The organism is Solirubrum puertoriconensis, assembly GCF_001483135.1.
GTDB classification, from domain to species: Bacteria; Bacteroidota; Bacteroidia; order Cytophagales; family Hymenobacteraceae; genus Solirubrum; species Solirubrum puertoriconensis.
Genome location: NZ_LNAL01000007.1, coordinates 405,807 through 424,918, shown reverse-complemented (window position 1 = coordinate 424,918; position 19,112 = coordinate 405,807). Strand labels below are relative to the sequence as shown.

The following is a 19,112-nucleotide window of genomic DNA, read 5'->3' as shown; positions in this document are numbered from 1 at the left end:
GAGGCCTTCTTGTTTTATTCAGCTTATATAATATTCCAGGTGTGTTACGTTGCTAGGCTATGCTTTCAACCTTACCCCTGCCTTTAGTAGGTCTGGCGCTAATCCTTGCTACGGACAATACTCCTTCGCTTGCTTCCTTGGAGCCTGATGATGAGACACCTAGGGCAAGTGAGGCAAGTAGCGGCAAGTACAGCTGGCTGACGCACCCCTACAACACGCAGCATTCGCTTGCCGCGCGCTTTGCACCGCCTGCAGGTTGCCAGCGGGTAGCAGCGGCACCCAACTCGTTTGCGCAATGGCTGCGCTACTTGCCGCTGAAGCCACGAAGCACCCCCGTGTACCTGCACAACGGCAAACTGAAAACCCCGCAAACAGTACACGCGGCTGTGCTCGATATTGATACCGGACCGCGCGACTTGCAACAGTGCGCCGATGCCGTGATGCGCTTGCGGGCCGAATATCAGTTCACGCAGAACTACCGGCAAATACACTTTCATCTTACCAGCGGCCACGACATCTGGTTTGGCGATTGGATTGACGGCCAAGGCTTTCGGGTGCAGGGGCAGCAAGTACTGCCAGCACCCAGGAAACCCGAAGATCCTACTCATGCAGTGCTGCGCCGCTACCTCGATCAGATATTCACTTATGCTGGTTCGCTTTCACTGAGCCGCGAGCTGCGGCCCGTACGCTTGCACGATGTTCGGGCGGGCGACGTGCTCATCAAAGGCGGTACACCTGGCCACGCAGTGTTGGTGCTGGATGTAGCCGAACACCCCACCACAAAGCGCAAATACGCGCTGCTGGCCCAAAGCTACATGCCCGCCCAGGATATACACGTGCTCCGCAACCGCCCAAGCCCGGGCCTAGGTGCATGGTTCCTGATTGACCCGGCAGCCGAGTGGATCGAGACGCCCGAATGGAATTTCACGGCCGACCAGCTGATGCGTTGGCAGTAAGTGGCTAACTGCCCTAGGTGCTTTTGCGTTGAACAGCACCTAGCATGGCGGCTGCAGTTGGCCGCACCAACTACGCTGCGTTATGACTCGCAAAAAAATAGTGGTACTTACGGGAGCCGGCATTTCGGCCGAAAGCGGTTTGGCTACTTTCCGGGCCTCGGATGGGCTCTGGGAAAACCACCGCGTTGAAGACGTTGCTTCGCCCGAAGGCTGGGCCAAAAATCCCGAATTGGTGCTGGAATTCTACAACCAACGCCGCGCAGCTGCCCGCAAGGCACAACCCAACGCCGGCCATTTGGCATTGGTTGAGCTGGAGAAAGCCTACGAAGTGGTAATCGTGACGCAGAACGTCGACGACCTGCACGAGCGGGCCGGCTCTACGCACGTTATTCACCTGCACGGTAAGCTGATGGAAGCCCGCAGTACCCGCTACGAAGAGCTGGTGTACCCCATGCAGGACGACCGAATTGAGCTGGGCCAAACCTGCGAGCGAGGCCACCAGCTGCGCCCCAACATTGTGTGGTTTGGCGAGGCCGTACCGCTAATGGAGCGCGCCATGGAAGAAGCCGCTACCGCCAACATCATGCTGGTAGTTGGCACCTCGCTGCAGGTATACCCGGCGGCCGGGCTCATCCATTACCTACCCAGCAATTGCCCCCTCTACGTGGTCGATCCGAGCTTGCCCGGCGTATCGCGGCGGGGCAATGTTGAGCTGATTGCCGAGCCTGCCACCGTGGGCGTGCCACGGCTGGTGCAGGAGTTACTCGATCAGGCAACGGCCAACCGATAACCCAGCGAAATGGAGCAGCCGCACCAATCCGCAATGGTGCAGCTAGCACGTGCGTAACTGTCGAGTTATCCACCTAGGTAGTTTTCGCGTAGGTAGAGCATTTAGTGCCGCATTCCACAAAGTGGGCTGTAGCATTTCTGCTCCATTTCTGCTTCTCTATGAGCTATATCTACCGCCGGCTACTTGTGGCTGGTTTGCTGCTGACGGCTGTCCTGCCCGCCCGTTCGCAGTCGGTGCCTGCCACACACCACGTGTACCTGCTGGGCAATACGGCGGGCCAAATTCCGGAGGCCCGGCTTCGCTCCTTGCGCCGCACCCTGGAGCAGGAAACCACCCCGTTTACGGTGGTGCACTTAGGCGACATTGTAGGTAACGAGGGCCTATCGGAGAAACAGGATACCTCGCGCACTTCGCTTGAGGCCCGCGCGAATGCGTTGCTAGCACTCGTGCAGGGGTTGCCCAACGGCAAAATTTACTTCGTGCCGGGCGACAAAGACTGGAACAACTCGGGCCGCGACGGGCAAAAGAGCGTGCGCCGCCTTGAGAAATACATCGAAGCGCAGCTTGGCGGGCAAAACGTGTTCCTTCCGAGCAACGGCTGCCCGGGGCCGGAGATTGTGGACGTGGCCCCGCTCGTACGGCTGGTAGCCCTCAACACGCCGTGGTGGTCGCACCCCTTCGATCGGCCCGAGGCGCCCGATACCGACTGCAAAACCATGTCGGCCGGTGAGTTTCGGGAACAGCTGCAAGATGTGCTCGACGAAACCCGGGGCCGCAACGTGCTGCTGGTTGGGCACCAACCCGTTATTAGCAATGGTACTTACGGCGGCTATCAGCCCCTGAAGCGTCACCTGTCACCGCCTGTGCTCGGCACCATTAATGCGGCTTACCGCCAAAACGTGGGTACCCCGCGCGACATGGCCTCGCCAGGCTACCAAGCGTTTCGCAAAACCATGCTGGGCACGCTGAAAGAGCACCCGAATGCGCTGTACGTTGCCGCCCACGATTTCAACCTGCAGCTGACACCCTTCGAGCGCAACTACCATGTAGTGTCGGGCAGCTTTACGCACGTCGAGCCGGTTGCCAACAACGCCAAGTCGCTTTACAACGAAGCCGAAGCTGGCTATACCCGCCTCGATTACGCCGCCGACGGCACCGTGAAGGCAACGTTCATCACCTTCGACAAGCGCAACGACGCTACCAAGGAAGCGTTTGCGGCTACGCTGTTTCAGTCGGCTTGCCTGCCCGAAAGCAAAGACGTACCCACCAACCCTTACCTGCCCTGCCCCTTGGCCCGCACCACCGCTGGCGCACCTAGGGCCGAAGGCGATGCAGCCACCACCGCTACCGTAACGCCGGGCCCGCAGTACCGTGCGCATGGTTTGCAAAAGCCGCTGATGGGCCCCCTGTACCGTAGCACCTGGACGCAGCCGGTAACCGTACCCGTGCTCGACTTAGGAACCGAAAAAGGCGGGTTGCGGCCTTACAAGCGAGGCGGCGGGCGCCAAACAACTTCGCTTAAGTTTATTGCGGCCGACAGCTCGGAATACACCTTCCGCTCGGTTGACAAGGACGTTACCAAAATTCTGCCGCCCGAGCTGCGCAACTCCGTAGCGGCCGATATCCTGCGCGACATCACGCCCACGGCGCACCCGTATTCAGCCTTGGTAGTGTCGCCGCTGCTCGACCGCACCGACATTCTGCACGCCCGCCCTAGGTTGTTTGCGTTGCCCGACAACCAACAGCTCGGCTCCTTCCGCGACGATTACGCGGGGCTGCTCGGCACGCTGGAGGAAGATCCTTGGGATAAAAAAGCTAATCTGCCCGGCTTTGGGGGAGCCGAGGAAGTGCGGCGCTCCTTCAGCATGTTTCGGCAGCTCTACAAAGACAACGACAACCGCGTTGACGCTTTTGCCCTAGGTAAAGCCCGGGCTTTCGACATGCTAGTGGCCGACTTTGGCAAGCACGACGACAACTGGAAATGGGCCGAGTACGACCAGGGCAAGCAGAAGATATTCAAGCCCATTCCGCGCGACCGTGATCAGTCGTTTACCCTTTGGAACGGCGCCCTCACCTGGGTTGCCAACCGCGAATGGGCTGTGCCGAGCATTGAGGACTTTGGCGAGCATTTTCGCGACCTGGAAAGCCTGAACTGGCCAGCCCGCCACCTCGACCGCGCCCTGCTGCCGTCGCTCGCGCGCGACGATTGGCGCCATATCGGTCAGTATCTGCAGGAGCGCATTACGCCCGCCGCCATCGATTCGGCTACGGCGCAACTGCCTCAGGAAATCCAAGGCATTTCGGGCCGCGACATCAACCGCAAGCTGAAAAGCCGCATTCAGGAGCTGCCCAAAGCTCTCGACGAGTACTACCTGATGCTGGCCCGCGATGTGGACGTAGTGGGCTCGAACAAGGGCGAGTTCTTCGAGGTGCAGCGCCTGCCCGGCGGCCAAGTGCGGGTACAGGTGAGCAAGCGCGACGATGAAGGCAATGCCAAAGGCCAGCCCTTTTTCGACCGAACGTTTGTGCGCGGCGAAACGCGCGACATCCGGTTGTACGGGCTCGATGGCCGCGACGTATTCCGGCTGAATGGCAACGAACCCGGCAGCATTCGGGTGCGCATCATTGGCGGCGAAGGCAAAGACCAGATTACCAACAACTCGAGCGGGGGCCGCACCGAGGTGTACGATGCACTCGGCACTGAACTGCTAGCCACCACACCTACCACCGATCGGCGTTCCAACCACCTAGGCATAAATCACTACGACCGCAACGCTTTTGAATACGACGGCTACGCGCCGCGCGGCGGCTTGCTGTTCAACCGCAACGACGGCTTCGGCGTGGCCGCCGGTTTCGACTGGGTAAAGCAGGGTTTCCGCAAGCCCGATTACCGTGTGCGCTACGGCATTGATGCGCAGTACACCACAGGCGGCAACCGGCAGGTTACGGGCAACGTGCGCTGGCGTTACCTCTTCGGCAAAGTCGATTTTGGGGTGCGCGGTACTTACGGCAACTACTTTCCGTTTTACAACTTCTTCGGCCTGGGCAACAACACCCGCAAAAACGATGACCTGTTTGAAGATAACTTTTACCGGGCACGCTACCGCGGCTACCAAACCGAAGCCTTTTTTGAGCGCGTAATTCGGCAGAAAAGCCTGCTGCGCGTGGGCCCGGTGTACGAGCAGTACCAGAGCGACTTTGCCCGCAACAGTTACCTAGGGCAATTGATAGCCGGCGGGCAGCCCATGCCTTCCGACGAGCCCGTTCCCGATGTCGCTTTCCAGCGCCTGTTGGGCGGCCGCGCCGTGCTCGATCTGGATTTCCGCGACCGGAAGCAATTCGCCCGCAAAGGTGTGCGCCTGTACGGCGAGCATACCACCTGGCGCCAGCTCAACCAAGGAAAGCGCACCTTCGGCCTTTCCGAAGGCTTTGCCGAGTACTACGGCACGGCGCGCCTAGGTATTCCGATAACGCTGGTAGTGAAGGGCGGCGGCGGCAAAAACTACGGCTCCGTTGATGAAATTCCGTTTTACAAGTTCACGCAGTTGGGCCTGCGCCAAAACCTGCGCGGCTACGTACGCAACCGCTTCACCGGCGACGCCTCGCTTTACCTGAATTCGGAGCTGCGCTTCGCGTTGGGCTACGCCAACACCCAGTTCCTCCCCTTCTACTACGGCGTGTTCGGGTTCTACGACCAGGGCCAGGTGTACTATAAAGGTTCGGCGGCTGGCGGATGGCACCGTGGCTACGGCGGCGGTTTCTACATTGCGCCGGTGTATGAAACCTTGGCTTTGTCGGTTTCTATCCAAAGCTCGGCCGAGGAAAACTACTTGCTGCAGTTCGGCTTAGGCTTCCGCATCGATCAGTAAGCAGTAGGCATGCCGAGTAAACAAAGGCCGGGTTATTTCCGGCCTTTTTACCTTTGCCCGTTTTCTCCCTTTTACCGCCTCTCCCATGGAATACCCGCTGCTGAAACTAGCCGCCATCGACATCGGCTCCAACGCTGTCCGTTGTCAGATTTCTGCCGTGCTAGAGTTTGGTGGCAACTACCGGCTCAAGCGCGTTGAGTACGTGCGCTACCCGCTGCGCCTAGGCGAGGATGTGTTTGCCACCGGCCGCATTTCGCCCGCCAAGGAAGAGAAGTTCGTGAAGTTTCTGCATGCGCTCAAGCTGCTGATGGAAGTGCACGACGTGGCCCACTACCTCATCTGTTCTACCTCGGCTATGCGCTCCGCCGAAAATGGCCAGGCCATTGCCGAGCGCATGAAGCGCGAGCTGGGCATTGAGGTGCAAATCATCGACGGGCAGGCCGAAGCCGCTTACGTAAACCGCGTAATCATGCAGCTGCTCGAAGACAAACGCCACTACCTGCACATCGACGTAGGCGGCGGCAGCACGGAGTTTAACTTATACTCCGACCGCCGCAAGGTGGCGTCGCAGTCGTTCGAAGTGGGCTCTATCCGCCGCTTGCAAAACGATGGCCAGCCGGGCGCCAAACTCCAGGATACTTGGCAGCAAATGGAAACGTGGGTAAAGGAAAACGCCCGGCGCTACCACGTAACCCGCGCCATCGGCACCGGCGGCAACATTAATAAGATCTATGCCTTGGCGCAGCTACCGCCCGAGCAGCCCATTCAGCGCAAGCGCATTGCTGGCATCCTCGACCATTTGCGCAGTCTTAGTATGGATGAGCGGGTGAACCTGCTCATGCTCAACCCCGACCGCGCCGACGTAATCGTGCCGGCTGGTCAGATCTATTTATCGGCCATGGAATGGTCGGGGGCCAAAGACATGCTGGTGCCCGACATCGGCCTGAAAGACGGCATGCTGCAGGCCCTGTTCGAAGACCACTTCGAGGAAATCCGCCCGATCACCGATCAGTCGCACAAAATGCCGGTGCCGGTAATTCAGAACGATTCGGAAGGCGCGTAAACACCAAGGCCCGAGTGCTAAGCACTCGGGCCTTTTGCTTGCCGATACTCCCGGCACCTAGGTTGCCCTAGGTCGTTAGCTTTGCTCCTCGGGCACTACAGGCGGCACTGGGCCCGGCGTAAGCGGGTCGGGCTGGGCCACGGCCAAAGCAGGCTCGGTAGCGGCCTCGAGCAACTCGTCTACCTCGTCTTCGGGCAGCACCACTTCTTCGCCGGCTATCAGGCTATCCTCCGAAGGCGAAACGGTTTCGCCTTCGGGCACGCGGGCCATGGGCATGGCGGCCAGAAAATCCTGGTACAAAGCGGTATCCTGTACCAAACCGTAGTTCTTCAAGTAAAACTCCTTGTGCAGGTTAAACACGGGTTCACCATCAACGGGGTGGCGCTTGATATACGCCCCGTCTTCGCGCATCAGATAGGTGTTGTAGTTATCGCGCAGGTTGAAGTAGAGGATGTTGATGGCCTCGCGCAGCAACTGCGGATTAACAATGAGGAACAACGCTTCGATGCGGCGGTCGAAGGAGCGTACCATCACGTCGGCCGAGCCCGAGTACACTTTGGGTTGGCCACCGTGGTGGAAGTAAAACAAACGCGTATGCTCGAGGTATTCGCCCACAATGCTGCGCACCTCAATGTTTTCGCTCAGGCCCGGCCGGCCTGGGCGCAGGCAGCAAATGCCGCGCACAATCAGCCGGATGGGCACGCCCGCTTTGGAGGCTTTGTACAGCTCGTCGATGATGTCACGGTCTTCAAGCGAGTTCATCTTCATCACAATGCCCGAGGGCAGGCCGCGCTTGGCGTTGCGGGCCTCGTCGCGGATGAGCTGAATGAGTTGCTGGCGCATGTCCTTGGGCGCCGTAATCAGGTACTCGTAGTCGTCGGGTTGCGAGTGGCCGGTAATTACATTGAAGAACTCCGACACGTCGTGGCCATACACGTCGTTGGTCGTGAGCAGGCTCACATCGGTGTAGAAGCGCGAGGTTTGCTCGTTGTAGTTGCCCGAGCCAATGTGCACGTAGCGCGTCACCTTTTCGCCCTCCTTGCGGATGATCATGGCCATCTTGGTGTGCGTCTTGTATTTACTCACCCCATAGATGACGAAGCAACCGGCCTTTTCGAGCTTGGCGCCTTCGCGAATGTTGCGCTCCTCATCAAAGCGCGCTTTCACCTCGAACAGTACCGATACGTGCTTGCCGTTTTCGGCCGCTTTCAGCAATGCCGCCGTCACGCGCGAGTCGTCGGCCAGGCGGTAAATGGTTTGCTTGATGCCCAGTACGTGCGGATCTTCGGCGGCTTGCTCCAGCAGCTTCACCACCGGCTCAATCGAGTTGTACGGGTGGTGCAGCAGCACATCGTGGTGCTTCAGGTATTCAAACAGGTTCTCATCGGCACCTAGGGGCAAGCTGAGCGGCTGCACCGGTGCGAGTGAGCGGGGCAGCTTATCGCGGAAACTGGGGTGGCGCACAATCTGGTTTACACCGCGCAGGTCAATAAGCGAGCTGATAACGAACACGTTGCCGTTATCAATCTGCCAGCGTTCCTTCAGCACCTGCATCAGCAGGCCCGATGCATCGGGCTCTACCTCCAAGCGCACCACGCGGCCACGCTTGCGGGTTTTCAGTCCTTGCTGAATTTCCTGAATAAAGTCGACGTCGATATCGTCGGACTCTTCCAGCGTGAAGTCGCCGTTGCGCGTGATGCGGAACAGCGTAGCCGACACGATATCGACGTTGCGAAACAGCTTCTCTAGGTTTGCTCGGACGATTTCCTCGATAGGAACAAAGATGACCTTGTCCTTGCGCATGAGCTCGAAGAAACGGGCCAGGTTGGCCGGTATCTGCACGAAGGTGAGGCGCTCCTGCCCCTCCTCCGGCCCCTCGCCGCTCATGCGCGTTACCACGCCAAAAATGAGCAGCTGGTTCATCATCAGCGGAAAGCCGTGGTACGAGTCGTACACCATCGGCGTGAGCAGCGGAAACACCGTGTTCTTAAAGTAGCCGTCGGCCTTCTTCTGCTCTACTTCCGTCAGCTCATCAACCCGCAAAATATCAAAGCCGTTGCGCGCAAACAGCGGCCGCAGCTCCTGCAAATAGGTCTGCGACTGATCATGCACAAAGCGGTGGGCAAAATCGAGCAGCTTGCGGCGAAACGGCAGCTCGCGCAGGCCCGAGTAGTCGACGCGCACCTTGCCGTAGTCGAGGTAGTTATACAACGAGCCCACCCGAATCATGAAGAACTCATCGAGGTTGGAGGCCGTGATGCTCAAAAAACGGAGCCGATCGAGCACGGTACGCGAGGTGTCGCGGGCTTGATCGAGTACGCGGTAATTAAACCGTAACCAACTCAGGTCGCGGCTGATGTATTTACTCTTGCGGATGAGGTCCGACGACTTAAACAGTTTCATAAAGTAGTAATCCTACCTGCGTATTCGGGCTAGGCGGTACGGAGTTACGCAGAGTTACGAAATAATGGCCGTGGCTTCAATTTCTACCTGCAGGCGCGGATCGATAAGGGCGCTTACCTCCACCATGGTTGAGGCCGGCCGAATGGTTTGAAACACCTCGCCGTGCGCCCGGCCTACATCTTCCCAGCGCCGGATATCGGTGATATAAATGCGCGTGCGCACTACTTGCTCCATGGTTGCACCGGCCTCGGCCAGAGCGTCCTTGATCTTCTCCAGAATGCGCTTGGTTTGCGAATACACATCGCCGCCGGTAATGCTGCTGCCATCTTGGGCGGTGGTTCCGGCTACTTCTACTACGTTGCCAACGCGTACAGCTCGGGAGTAACCAACGAAGTCCTCCCAGGGTGAGTCAGATGAAATAAGTTGTCGCATTGTGCTTGTTACGGTTGCAGCCGCTTTAGGCTGCCAGTGATTTAGTCGGCATGCCGAACGCCCAACAAAAAAGCCCGCGCAAGGCGGGCTTTTTTGGTTGCGGGGTGCTTACACATCCAGCTTGGCATACTTGGCATTGCGCTCGATGAACTCGCGGCGCGGGGCTACTTCGTCGCCCATCAGCATTGAGAACAGGTGGTCGGCCTCGGCCGCCGATTCCACGGTTACTTGCTTCAGCGAACGAGTCTCGGGCTGCATGGTAGTAGTCCAGAGCTGCTCGGCGTTCATTTCACCTAGACCTTTGTAGCGCTGCACGTTCACGGTTTCGGGGCGGCCTTTGCCAAGCTCTTCCTGAGCTTGGGCACGCTCCTGCTCCGTCCAGCAGTAACGCTCTTCTTTGCCACGCTTCACGAGGTACAGCGGCGGCAGGGCAATGTAGATGTAGCCCTTATCCACCAGCTCACGCATGTAGCGGAAGAAGAATGTGAGGATCAGCGTACGAATGTGCGAACCGTCGATGTCGGCGTCGGTCATGATGATGACCTTGTGGTAGCGCAGCTTCTCGAGGTTCAGCGCCCGGGTTTCGGTGCCGTCGTCGTCGGCAGTCTTCTCGCCAAACGTTACACCTAGGGCCGTAATCATGTTGCGGATTTCCTCGTTCTCGTAGATGCGGTGCTCCTGAGCCTTCTCCACGTTCATGATTTTACCGCGCAGCGGCAAAATGGCCTGGAAGCGACGGTCGCGGCCTTGCTTGGCCGTGCCACCTGCCGAATCACCTTCTACCAGGTACAGCTCGCACGCCTCCGGGTTCGACTCGGAGCAGTCGGCCAGCTTACCGGGCAGCGAGTTGGAGCCCAGTACGGTTTTGCGCTGCACCATTTCGCGGGCTTTGCGGGCAGCAATACGGGCCTTAGCAGCCAGAATTACCTTCTCCACAATCACGCGTGCCTCCTTGGGGTTTTCCTCAAGGTACTGGTTCAGGATTTCGCCCACTACTTGGTTCACGGCACCGCTCACCTCGTTGTTGCCCAACTTGGTTTTGGTCTGGCCTTCGAACTGCGGCTCGGCTACTTTCACCGAAATAACAGCGGTGAGGCCTTCGCGGAAGTCGTCGCCCTGAATTTCAACCTTGGCCTTCTCCAGCATACCCGATTTGTCGGCGTAGGCCTTCAGGGTACGGGTTAGGGCCGAGCGGAAACCGGCTACGTGCGTGCCGCCCTCGTGCGTGTTGATGTTGTTAACGTAGGAGAAGATGTGCTCCTGGTACGAGTCGTTGTACTGCAGGGCTACTTCTACGGGCGTACCGCCCCGCTCGCTCACCACGTGAATGGGGCGCGGCATCAGCACGTTCCGCTCGCCGTCGATGTACTGCACGAACTCGGCCAGGCCACCTTCCGAAAAGAAAGTTTCGCCGCGGGCTGTGCCGTCGTCGTCTTTCTCCCGCAAATCCGTCAGGTTGATGCGGATGCCCTTGTTCAGGTACGCCAGCTCGCGCAAGCGCGTAGCAATGGTTTCGTAGCGGTAAACGGTTTCGGTGAAGATGGTATCGTCGGGCCAGAACTCGACCTGCGTACCGCTCCGCTCCGTGTCGCCGATTTGCTTCACGGCGTACAGCGGTGCGCCGCGCTCGTACTCTTGCTGGTACACGTGGCCGTTTTTGTACACGGTTACGCGCAGCAGGTTGCTCAGCGCGTTCACGCAGCTTACGCCTACGCCGTGCAAACCACCGGATACTTTGTAGGTGTCTTTATCGAATTTACCACCCGCGTGAAGCACGGTCATTACCACCTCCAGCGCCGAGCGGCCCTCCTTCTGGTGGAAGTCCACCGGAATGCCGCGGCCGTTGTCGCGGACTACGATGGAGTTGTCTTCGTTGATGGTTACGTCAATCGTGTCGCAGTACCCGGCCAGCGCTTCGTCGATTGAGTTATCGACTACTTCCCATACCAAGTGGTGCAAGCCTTTGATACCGATGTCGCCGATGTACATGGCCGGGCGCTTGCGCACGGCTTCAAGCCCTTCCAGTACCTGAATACTATCAGCCGAGTATGCGGCGGGGGCTTTTTTCTCTTGAATTTCGCTCATGTGCGGCGGTTAAAGTTCAGCTCCTGTATAACACGCGAAGATACCGAAACATCCCTTTTTTACTAGATTTAACAGGGTTTTCCGGCCAGAAAAAGCCAAAAATAAAAGCCGCCCCGGATTACCCGGAGCGGCCTGTGTATTGGGGCGTTGGAGTGCATTGGCTACAGGAAAGCTTAGTGGGCTGAAATACACTGCAAAGCCTAGGTACAACCCACTTGAAGCAACCTCAGTTGCTAGCGAATCACGAGTTTGCGCACCAACGTGCCCTTGTTGGTTTCTACTTGCAGGTTGTACAGGCCGGCCTTATGCTGGCTTAAGTCGATGAGTACCTCCTGCGTGGTAGCTCCCGTGGGCTGCAACGAGGCCGCGTATACCTCGCGACCTAGGGCGTCGGCTATGTGCAAGCGGCTTACCCGCAGGTTCGGCTCGCCCAGGCTCAGCTGAAATATGCCACTGGCGCTCGGGTTTGGATAGGTTTTGACGGCCGCATCGGTGGCAGCACTCACGCGGGTTGAGGAAATCACGGAGTTCAGCTTGAACATGCCCCCCGTGCTGGCACTACCGGCTGTGCCTGTGTAACCTCCTGTGTAACCAACGGATGGGCTAAGCATATCAACCTCAAATTGATACTTGCCGATGTCCATGTTCGTCCAGGTAGCGCCGCCGTCGCGCGAGATAGAGCTACCGTAATCGTTGATGCTGCTAGCCTGGCGTACGTTTTGGCCTACGCTGATGTAGGTGTTGGGCAAGCCCGGTACGGCATCAAGCCCAAACACACGCAGTGGCCCGTTGTACGTGAGAGCAGTATTGGTGGCGCCGCCGTCGTTGGTGCTAGCCAAGGTAAAGCCCGAATTGAGCAGCCCGCGTTGCGCATCCGTGAAAGCAATGTTGAGAATGGCATTGGGTATGGGCGTTGCAGAAGCCGTCCAGGTGAGGCCGCGGTCGGTCGATTTCAGCAACCGAGCACCGGTGTTGTTTGCGCTGAAAGTACTGACCCAAATGGTGTTACCCAGCACAAAGTGAGTACCGGGCATGCCAAATTCGGCGGCATTAGCTGAGGTTGGGGCGTTGTTGAGGCGCGTCCAGGTGGTACCACCATCAACAGTCGTGTACATCTCAAACTGCGCCCCGGCGCCGGCCGGGTTAGGGTCGCCAAACGCCACACCGTTGTTGGCATCGAAAAAGTGAACCACATCCGGATAAGCATCGTCGCCGGTAAAGGTAGCGGTGGCTTGCCGCGTCCAGGATTGGCCCCCGTTGGTGGTTTTGTAGATGCCGGGCGCAGTGGCCGACTGCGCAACCGGGTAAGCCGCAATCCATGCCGTGTTGGCGTCAACGGCCGTGATGTTGGCTACACTCAAGCCAGCCGGCAAGCCGGTGATTAGGCCGCCCGTCCAAGTGTTGCCCCCGTCGGTGGTGCGGGCGTAGCGGTTCACGATGGGCTCCTCCACGTTTTCGCTAACGAGCACCCATACCGTTGAAGCATTTACTGCCTTAACCTGCTCTACGAGGTAGTTGGCCGGTACAGCGTTGGCGCCAAAGTTCTGGGCCAGCCAAAATGGATTGGTGCCTTGCCCTAGCGCAGCTACGCTGGTAAGCAATGCACAAGCCAGCGAGAGTAACAGTTTTTTCATAGCGGTGGTACGTGAGTAATGGGTTAGGCCAGCGCCGGTGACGGGTGCACGCTGAAGCCGCATGTACCGCCGCCGGTGCTGAATGTACGGATTATTATATTTTTAATCTGATATAAAACAGGACTTAACTTACCGTTAGGTAAAAATATTGCCTTGCATTTCCTTCCTGGTCGCTGCTGTTCAGATTGCGACCTAGGTACATAGCCTTGGTGGCAGCAAGACAAATCCGGCAGTTTGTAGTTGTTTTGAATACCGTGCGTTTGGTTCGTTCTGCCACATTTGCCCTCTGCTGGACCTGGTTAGTTGCCATGTTCATGAGCGCGTCGCCCCAGCGGGGGTTGGCCGAGCAACCTACTGTGGCCAGTGGCAACGCCGTGTTTCGCCCGCACCACAGGTCGCAGCGCCGCCAAGCAGTGCATCAGCACGACTACTTGCGGCACGACATTGCCCAGGGCAGCCAGCGACTTACGCTGCCCCTGCCCGAGCGCAAGCTGCCGTGGCTGCCCACACTGCAGCCTATGCCTTTGCTACACAGGCTGCTGTGGGAGGTACTTATACCCGAGGTGCAGCTCGGCGTGGCGGCCGTGCCAGCTTTCCACCGGTCGCGGTTGCTGCGGTCCTTTGTTTTTCCTAATGCGCCCTAGGTAGGCTAGCCAAATGGTTTGCCGCAGCACTGCCGTAGGCTGGTGTGCGGCTCTGTTGCAATGGTTTTACCTCCCCGCACCCGCTCGTGCACTCCCGGCTTCTACTGGCGCAGCTTGCCCTAGGTAGCGGCAGGGCAGTGCGTGCCCAAGCGGTGCGTGGTTCTCCTTCCTAGCTCATGCTGATTCAGCAATTATTACTGCAGCGCCTCCGGCAGCAACGCCAGGGGCAGCTCGCGCCAGCATCTTCATCTTCGCCACCCATTCAATGGGGGTATTTGGTTTCGCGCCCGTGGTTTCGGCGCCAGGTAGTGCAGCTGCTGATGTTGGTAGCCGGGGTGTTTTCGGCTGCTTTCGGCCTGAAAGGCTTTCTGCTACCCAACGACTTCATCGACGGTGGTGTAACGGGTATTTCGTTGCTCGTCAATCAGCTTTCGGGAGTTTCGCTTTCGGTGCTGATTGTGCTTATCAACGTGCCCTTCATCATCATGGGGTACTACCAGCTAGGCCGGGTTTTCGCCATCAAAACCCTCGTCACTATTCTTGGCTTGGCGCTGGTGCTACTGGTGGTCAGCTTTCCCACGCCCACGCAGGATAAACTTCTGATTGCCGTATTCGGCGGCTTCTTCCTAGGTGCTGGCATTGGCCTGGCAGTACGCGGCGGTGCCGTGCTCGATGGCACCGAGGTGCTGGCCGTGTACCTCAGCAAGAAAACGCCTCTAAGTGTCGGCGACATTATCCTTTGCATCAACCTGGTAATCTTCGCGGCGGCGGCCTTGCTGCTCTCCGTCGAAACGGCGCTGTACTCCATTTTGGCCTATCTATCGGCCGCCAAAACCGTCGATTTTATCATCGAAGGCATTGAGGAGTATACCGGCGTCACCATCATCTCGTCGCGCAGCGAGGCCATTCGGATCATGGTTACGGAGCAGTTGGGCCGCGGCGCAACCGTGTACGCAGGCAAGCGTGGCTACGGCTCGCACGGCCACCAAAACCAAGGCATCGACATTGTGTTTACGGTGGTAACGCGCCTGGAGGTAACGCAGCTCATCGACGCCATTGAAATAATCGACCGGCAAGCCTTCGTGGTGATGCACAGCGTACGCGATACCCGCGGCGGCATGGTGAAAAAGCGGCCGCTACACTAACCCGGTTTTTCGCAGTACCGCTTAAGGTTTGATTACCAAAGCCAGCCGCAACCTAGGCCCCTTAATTAGGTGCTAAAGCTGGGGCTGGCTTTGTATTTGCTGCTATCTATGCAGCTTCAGATACCAGTTTACCTCTCTCCTATGGGCAAACTTTTGCTGCTCAGCGTCGGCTTGTTTCTGCTTACGGCGGGCTCGGCAGTTGGGCAACGCACCAACAACGATGGTTTTCAGCGGCGCAACGGACAAATGCATGTGCTGCGCAATGGCCAGCTGCGCCCAATGCAGCACGACGTAGTATTGCCCAACGGTTCCATCATCACCAAAGATGGTTTTGTGGTAAGTGCCACAGGCCAACGCACCGAGCTCCGGGAAGGCCAAGGCTGCGACTTGAAAGGCAACCCCGTAACTGTATTATCGGCTGCCAATGGCTTGGCCCTTGCCTCGCCGGGCAAGAGCAACAAGGCACGCGAATACGCGCCTAGCGTTGAGCAAGTTCGGGCCGTGCTAGCCGATTTCCTAGGCGACGACCGCGACGAGGCCAACGAGTACGACAGAAAGCAAGCCGAAAAAGCGCATGAGCGGCGCAAAAAAGAGGAAGAGTGGCTGCGCGAAGAAGCCAAACGCCACGAAGAGTACCAGCGCGAACGCGGCAAGAAATGGAAAGAGAAGCGGAAGGAAAGAAGGGATTGGGACGATTAATTATTCTCCGCTTTTTTCAACGGCAACGGCCGCCTGCTACATGGTGTAGCAGGCGGCCGTTGCCGTTGGATGTGCTTAGCTCCTGGGAAACAGGATATCCAGAACGTCCTGCACTACACTGCCGGGGCGGCGGCGCTCTTCAGCGCGCCAATCATACTCGGCATCGTAAGCTTGGTTGCCGTGCAATATAAATGCTCCCGGCTCGAGGCGCCGGCCAATGAGGCTTCGGCAGTCGGTGGGCGGCGGCTGGTGCCCGGGCGGGCGGTTGGGGTACCAAATGCGGCACTGGCCCGGCGGCGGGTAGTGGCCGCGGGGCACGCCCTCTAGGCGGCGTGGCCCACCACTGCCGGTTGGCGGAAATATAACGCGCCCCAAAATGCCCCCGACCGAGCCTTTGCGGTTAGAGTAGCGGCCGTTGTCGCGCCTTTCGTAACCCCGGTCGTCATCGTCGTCGTCCCGATCCTCGTCATCTCCATCCTTGTACTCCTTGTCCTTCCCGCCTTTGTATTCTTTTTTGTCTTTGTGGTTGCCGGGCCCTTGGGCGAGGGCCGCAGGTACCGGGGCCAGCATTAAGCCGGCGGCAAGCAGCAGAAAAGGAGATTTCATGTCGATGGAGGAGTGTTGCAACCGGGCCGGGTGCAAAGTCCAGGCCAAGTGCTTTTCCGGAGGATAGCTGTTGGTGCTGCCTCCTATCCCATCGGCCGGGGGCACCTAGGCCGCCAAGTATAACTCCATGGCCTGCGCAGTTTCGGCGGGGGCGCTGAGTTGTGGGCAGTGGCCTGAGACTGGTAGCGTTACCAGTTGCGAGGCCGGTATGTTGGCCTGCAGAAAATTGCCTACCTCGGGTGGCGCAATCAAATCCTGCTCGCATTGCAACAGCAGGCACGGCACGGGTATTTGCCCCACATCCTGCCGGTTATCAGACAGAAACGTGACGCGCGCAAACTGCCGGGCAATGACGGGGTTGGTTTGGCAGAGGCTGTGCGTAAGTTCGGCGGCCAACGAAGGCCGATCGGGTGCGCCCATGATGAATGGGCCGAACGTATCGGCCCAACTTACATAGTCGCGCTCCATAAACTCCAACATGGCTTCCAAGTCGGCACGCTCAAAGCCGCCGTAATAGCCGTTCAGGTTCATGTAGCACGGCGAAGCACCAATCAAGATGGCCTGCTTGAATAGCTCCGGGCGCGTGATTGTAGCTAAGGCACCAATCATGGCCCCAACCGAATGGCCAACTAGCACCGGCTGCTCGAGCCGCAGGTGTTCGCAGATTTCCAGCAAATCATCGGCGTAGCTCTGCAGCTTGGCATACCTCTCGGGCACATAGGCATCGGCAGCCGATAGCCCAGCTCCCACATGATCAAACAAAACCATGTTGTACGCCTGCGAAAACGAGGGCAGCAAATACCGCCACATGGTTTGGTCGCAGCCGAAACCATTCACAAACACCAAGGTTTGCTCGCCCTTGCCTAGTACATGTACGTTGTTGCGCTGTACTACATTCATGAAAGCAGTAGGGATAACGAGGTAATTTGGAATAACGGCTCAGCAACTTCTGAAAAGATAGCCAACTACAGCTTCGGAAACAACCACTTATGTGCTCAGCGGTATCACAACGAGCCTATATAACATTCATCGCCCACCTGCCCCCACTGTTGTTTCCTGCGCAAACGAGGCTCCAGCCACCTAGGTAATTCGATCCTTAGAAAAAGCAGGACGGCTTGGCAATGCTGCTCGGGTCATACCTGCTCGCTACCCTTCATGGAGGAGTTGCGCTACACTTCATGCAAGCTTAGCTAAAGCTGGATTTTGCCAATTAGGTTAGCAGCAGATAAATTAGCCTAAATTTTTAGCTAACCTGCAATGGCTAACGCATCCAAGTTCCAGTCGTCGGGCGTGTTTGAAGCGGAACTAGTCCTGGACGAAACGGCAGATTTCGGCATGGAAATTCCTTTCGGCCCGCCGTCTGCAGCTACGGTACCCGAAGCCGCTGCCGATGCCATGCTGTGCGGGGTGTGCGGCGAGCCACTGGGCTGGCACGAAACATCTTGCCTCAGCCCCCAGCCCGAACCAGCCACTATTACCGACGATAACGGGGCCATTGGGCTTACGTTTTACTACCCCTCAGCTGCAACGTTTGCTTTCGACCTAGGGCAAGCCGTGCAAGCCGCATACAACAACAGCACCCACCGCATTATTTGGCGCGGGCAGGTAAAAGAACGCCATCCGGCTACCGGCTTGGTGCACCGCGTAAACGTGTACCGCCTGAACGATGGTTACTGGGATTGTTACCGCGAAGACGACCTGCAAGCGGCCTGAATTTCATCTTGGCTATTGCGGCTCAGGTTTGGCCGAGCGCTGCACGCTTAACCGCCACCCACTCGCGCGCTGCGGCCATGCACACCGGCGCGTACTCAGTGCCCCAAAACACAAACGCTACGCCACAGCCCACGCCTTGCTCGCAGTAGCGTGTTTCTTCGATGTGGGCTAGCACCTCGAGCAGGTAATCACAGTCTACCTCGTCAGCCTCCGGGAAGAAGCCGTTCAGAAGCAAGGACACTTCCGCAGCCGGCTGATTTGCAAACATATAGGCGAGCCCCTCGGCAAACCCAGCGGTGTACGGGGGCTGTGCCAACATCCGGTTGGGTATGTCGGCCGCTTGTGCTGCTCCCAAGCGCAGCCGTTCGGAAAGGCTAGCGGGTCGGTCCATAAATCAACTACGGCCAAAACAATACTTCGAGGGCGCCCATTCCGGCATGAACGTGAATTCCTGGTCCGATTATTTCAGTATAGTTATTAAGCTATTTAAGAATTAATACTTTCGGGCATGGAAGCGCTTGCTGTTGCCGATACAATCTTTGCTAACTCCGTCGCGGAGCTTAGCGCCGCACCAAACGAGTATTTGCGGCTAACCTGGCGGAGCGGGCCTAGGTACCTCGACGATTTTCAGGCTGTGATGAATCTGCTGTTGCAGGTTTGCCGTCGGCAAGGCACGGGCAAAGTATTGGTAGATCAGCGCGACATGGCTGCCCTAACGCCGGCCGAAGGTGCCTGGATAGTGGAAGACTGGCTGCCGCGCTCCGTGGTACAAGGTAATTACCGCTACGCCGCCGTACTCCCCCCTACCGATCCGGAAGCACTCGATGCCATTCGGGCCCTCAAATGGCCCCCGGTACCCGAAGCACCTTACATAGCCAGCTTCACTGACGAATCTGCAGCCCTAACGTGGTTGCGCCGCCAAGTGCCCGTTGCCTCCATGCTCTAGGCAGCGCCCACTTGCCCAAACCACCTAGGTACTCCCCCTTGCCGAGCGGCTGCCCTAGCCCTGCAAGGTGCCCAAGCTTCCCAGCCGCGCTATTCTGTCGCCATACAGGCCCGCGCGGTTCTATTTC

At 58.2% G+C, this 19,112-nt stretch carries 16 protein-coding genes; 9 read left to right on the top strand and 7 right to left on the bottom strand.

The genetic code is table 11. The annotated features are described in order from the left end of the window. The first annotated feature begins 59 nt into the window (after window positions 1-59). From ASU33_RS12275 to ASU33_RS12260, 4 genes are all read left to right on the top strand, one after another. On the top strand, window positions 60-956 hold the full coding sequence (locus ASU33_RS12275) for a DUF4846 domain-containing protein (RefSeq protein ID WP_078063090.1): 897 nt from the start codon (window positions 60-62) through the stop codon (window positions 954-956). Between the two features lie 82 nt (window positions 957-1,038). After that, complete coding sequence (locus tag ASU33_RS12270) at window positions 1,039-1,746, top strand: SIR2 family NAD-dependent protein deacylase (RefSeq protein WP_059071130.1); 708 nt, start codon at window positions 1,039-1,041, stop codon at window positions 1,744-1,746. Between the two features lie 158 nt (window positions 1,747-1,904). Continuing rightward, on the top strand, window positions 1,905-5,615 hold the full coding sequence (locus tag ASU33_RS12265) for a BamA/TamA family outer membrane protein (protein WP_059071129.1): 3,711 nt from the start codon (window positions 1,905-1,907) through the stop codon (window positions 5,613-5,615). An 85-nt stretch (window positions 5,616-5,700) separates the two neighbouring features. Beyond that, entirely contained in the window at window positions 5,701-6,678 is a 978-nt protein-coding gene (locus ASU33_RS12260) for a Ppx/GppA phosphatase family protein (RefSeq protein WP_286130519.1), read from the top strand. Between the two features lie 75 nt (window positions 6,679-6,753). Here ASU33_RS12260 and ppk1 read toward each other — a convergent pair whose 3' ends face one another. The 4 genes from ppk1 to ASU33_RS12240 form a co-directional block, all read right to left on the bottom strand. Next, complete coding sequence (gene ppk1, locus ASU33_RS12255) at window positions 6,754-9,081, bottom strand: polyphosphate kinase 1 (RefSeq protein WP_078063089.1); 2,328 nt, start codon at window positions 9,079-9,081, stop codon at window positions 6,754-6,756. A gap of 54 nt (window positions 9,082-9,135) precedes the next feature. After that, window positions 9,136-9,513, bottom strand: coding sequence for a RidA family protein (locus ASU33_RS12250; protein WP_059071128.1), 378 nt, complete (start codon window positions 9,511-9,513; stop codon window positions 9,136-9,138). 108 nt (window positions 9,514-9,621) lie between these two features. After that, window positions 9,622-11,598: a DNA topoisomerase (ATP-hydrolyzing) subunit B gene (gene gyrB, locus ASU33_RS12245; RefSeq protein ID WP_059071127.1), complete on the bottom strand. Its 1,977-nt coding sequence runs from the start codon at window positions 11,596-11,598 to the stop codon at window positions 9,622-9,624. Window positions 11,599-11,831: 233 nt separating this feature from the next. Further along, on the bottom strand, window positions 11,832-13,232 hold the full coding sequence (locus ASU33_RS12240; protein WP_059071126.1) for a T9SS type A sorting domain-containing protein: 1,401 nt from the start codon (window positions 13,230-13,232) through the stop codon (window positions 11,832-11,834). A gap of 314 nt (window positions 13,233-13,546) precedes the next feature. Between ASU33_RS12240 and ASU33_RS12235 the strand changes: the two genes are divergently transcribed. From ASU33_RS12235 to ASU33_RS12225, 3 genes are all read left to right on the top strand, one after another. Next, on the top strand, window positions 13,547-13,876 hold the full coding sequence (locus tag ASU33_RS12235; RefSeq protein WP_149867191.1) for a hypothetical protein: 330 nt from the start codon (window positions 13,547-13,549) through the stop codon (window positions 13,874-13,876). Window positions 13,877-14,052: 176 nt separating this feature from the next. After that, on the top strand, window positions 14,053-15,021 hold the full coding sequence (locus tag ASU33_RS12230) for a YitT family protein (RefSeq protein WP_059071124.1): 969 nt from the start codon (window positions 14,053-14,055) through the stop codon (window positions 15,019-15,021). Between the two features lie 141 nt (window positions 15,022-15,162). Further along, window positions 15,163-15,720, top strand: coding sequence for a DUF6799 domain-containing protein (locus ASU33_RS12225; protein ID WP_059071123.1), 558 nt, complete (start codon window positions 15,163-15,165; stop codon window positions 15,718-15,720). Between the two features lie 75 nt (window positions 15,721-15,795). Here ASU33_RS12225 and ASU33_RS12220 read toward each other — a convergent pair whose 3' ends face one another. Together ASU33_RS12220 and ASU33_RS12215 are read right to left on the bottom strand one after the other, a co-directional pair. After that, window positions 15,796-16,326: a hypothetical protein gene (locus tag ASU33_RS12220; protein WP_059071122.1), complete on the bottom strand. Its 531-nt coding sequence runs from the start codon at window positions 16,324-16,326 to the stop codon at window positions 15,796-15,798. A gap of 105 nt (window positions 16,327-16,431) precedes the next feature. Continuing rightward, window positions 16,432-17,226 carry an alpha/beta fold hydrolase gene (locus ASU33_RS12215; RefSeq protein ID WP_059071121.1) on the bottom strand — a complete coding sequence of 265 codons (795 nt, stop codon included), beginning with the start codon at window positions 17,224-17,226 and terminating at the stop codon, window positions 16,432-16,434. Window positions 17,227-17,583: 357 nt separating this feature from the next. On the opposite strand from ASU33_RS12215, the gene ASU33_RS12210 reads away from it, so the two are divergent. Beyond that, window positions 17,584-18,039, top strand: a complete 456-nt coding sequence (locus tag ASU33_RS12210) for a hypothetical protein (RefSeq protein WP_059071120.1) — start codon at window positions 17,584-17,586, stop codon at window positions 18,037-18,039. Window positions 18,040-18,061: 22 nt separating this feature from the next. Here the strand turns inward: ASU33_RS12210 and ASU33_RS12205 are convergent, their stop codons facing one another. Next, complete coding sequence (locus tag ASU33_RS12205) at window positions 18,062-18,430, bottom strand: hypothetical protein (RefSeq protein WP_149867190.1); 369 nt, start codon at window positions 18,428-18,430, stop codon at window positions 18,062-18,064. A gap of 117 nt (window positions 18,431-18,547) precedes the next feature. Here ASU33_RS12205 and ASU33_RS12200 point away from each other — a divergent pair, with 117 nt between their 5' ends. After that, window positions 18,548-18,985: a hypothetical protein gene (locus ASU33_RS12200; protein ID WP_059071118.1), complete on the top strand. Its 438-nt coding sequence runs from the start codon at window positions 18,548-18,550 to the stop codon at window positions 18,983-18,985. Window positions 18,986-19,112: the final 127 nt, after the last annotated feature.

Bases quoted from the DNA above. Each gene is read 5' to 3' on its own strand.
- ASU33_RS12240 (WP_059071126.1), bottom strand. From the start codon at position 13,232: ATGAAAAAACTGTTACTCTCGCTGGCTTGTGCATTGCTTACCAGCGTA.
- ASU33_RS12220 (WP_059071122.1), bottom strand. From the start codon at position 16,326: ATGAAATCTCCTTTTCTGCTGCTTGCCGCCGGCTTAATGCTGGCCCCG.
- ASU33_RS12265 (WP_059071129.1), top strand. From the start codon at position 1,905: ATGAGCTATATCTACCGCCGGCTACTTGTGGCTGGTTTGCTGCTGACG.
- ASU33_RS12250 (WP_059071128.1), bottom strand. From the start codon at position 9,513: ATGCGACAACTTATTTCATCTGACTCACCCTGGGAGGACTTCGTTGGT.
- ASU33_RS12235 (WP_149867191.1), top strand. From the start codon at position 13,547: ATGAGCGCGTCGCCCCAGCGGGGGTTGGCCGAGCAACCTACTGTGGCC.
- ASU33_RS12200 (WP_059071118.1), top strand. From the start codon at position 18,548: ATGGAAGCGCTTGCTGTTGCCGATACAATCTTTGCTAACTCCGTCGCG.
- ASU33_RS12230 (WP_059071124.1), top strand. From the start codon at position 14,053: ATGCTGATTCAGCAATTATTACTGCAGCGCCTCCGGCAGCAACGCCAG.
- ASU33_RS12215 (WP_059071121.1), bottom strand. From the start codon at position 17,226: ATGAATGTAGTACAGCGCAACAACGTACATGTACTAGGCAAGGGCGAG.
- ASU33_RS12275 (WP_078063090.1), top strand. From the start codon at position 60: ATGCTTTCAACCTTACCCCTGCCTTTAGTAGGTCTGGCGCTAATCCTT.
- ASU33_RS12260 (WP_286130519.1), top strand. From the start codon at position 5,701: ATGGAATACCCGCTGCTGAAACTAGCCGCCATCGACATCGGCTCCAAC.
- gyrB (WP_059071127.1), bottom strand. From the start codon at position 11,598: ATGAGCGAAATTCAAGAGAAAAAAGCCCCCGCCGCATACTCGGCTGAT.
- ASU33_RS12205 (WP_149867190.1), bottom strand. From the start codon at position 18,430: ATGGACCGACCCGCTAGCCTTTCCGAACGGCTGCGCTTGGGAGCAGCA.
- ASU33_RS12270 (WP_059071130.1), top strand. From the start codon at position 1,039: ATGACTCGCAAAAAAATAGTGGTACTTACGGGAGCCGGCATTTCGGCC.
- ASU33_RS12210 (WP_059071120.1), top strand. From the start codon at position 17,584: ATGGCTAACGCATCCAAGTTCCAGTCGTCGGGCGTGTTTGAAGCGGAA.
- ppk1 (WP_078063089.1), bottom strand. From the start codon at position 9,081: ATGAAACTGTTTAAGTCGTCGGACCTCATCCGCAAGAGTAAATACATC.
- ASU33_RS12225 (WP_059071123.1), top strand. From the start codon at position 15,163: ATGGGCAAACTTTTGCTGCTCAGCGTCGGCTTGTTTCTGCTTACGGCG.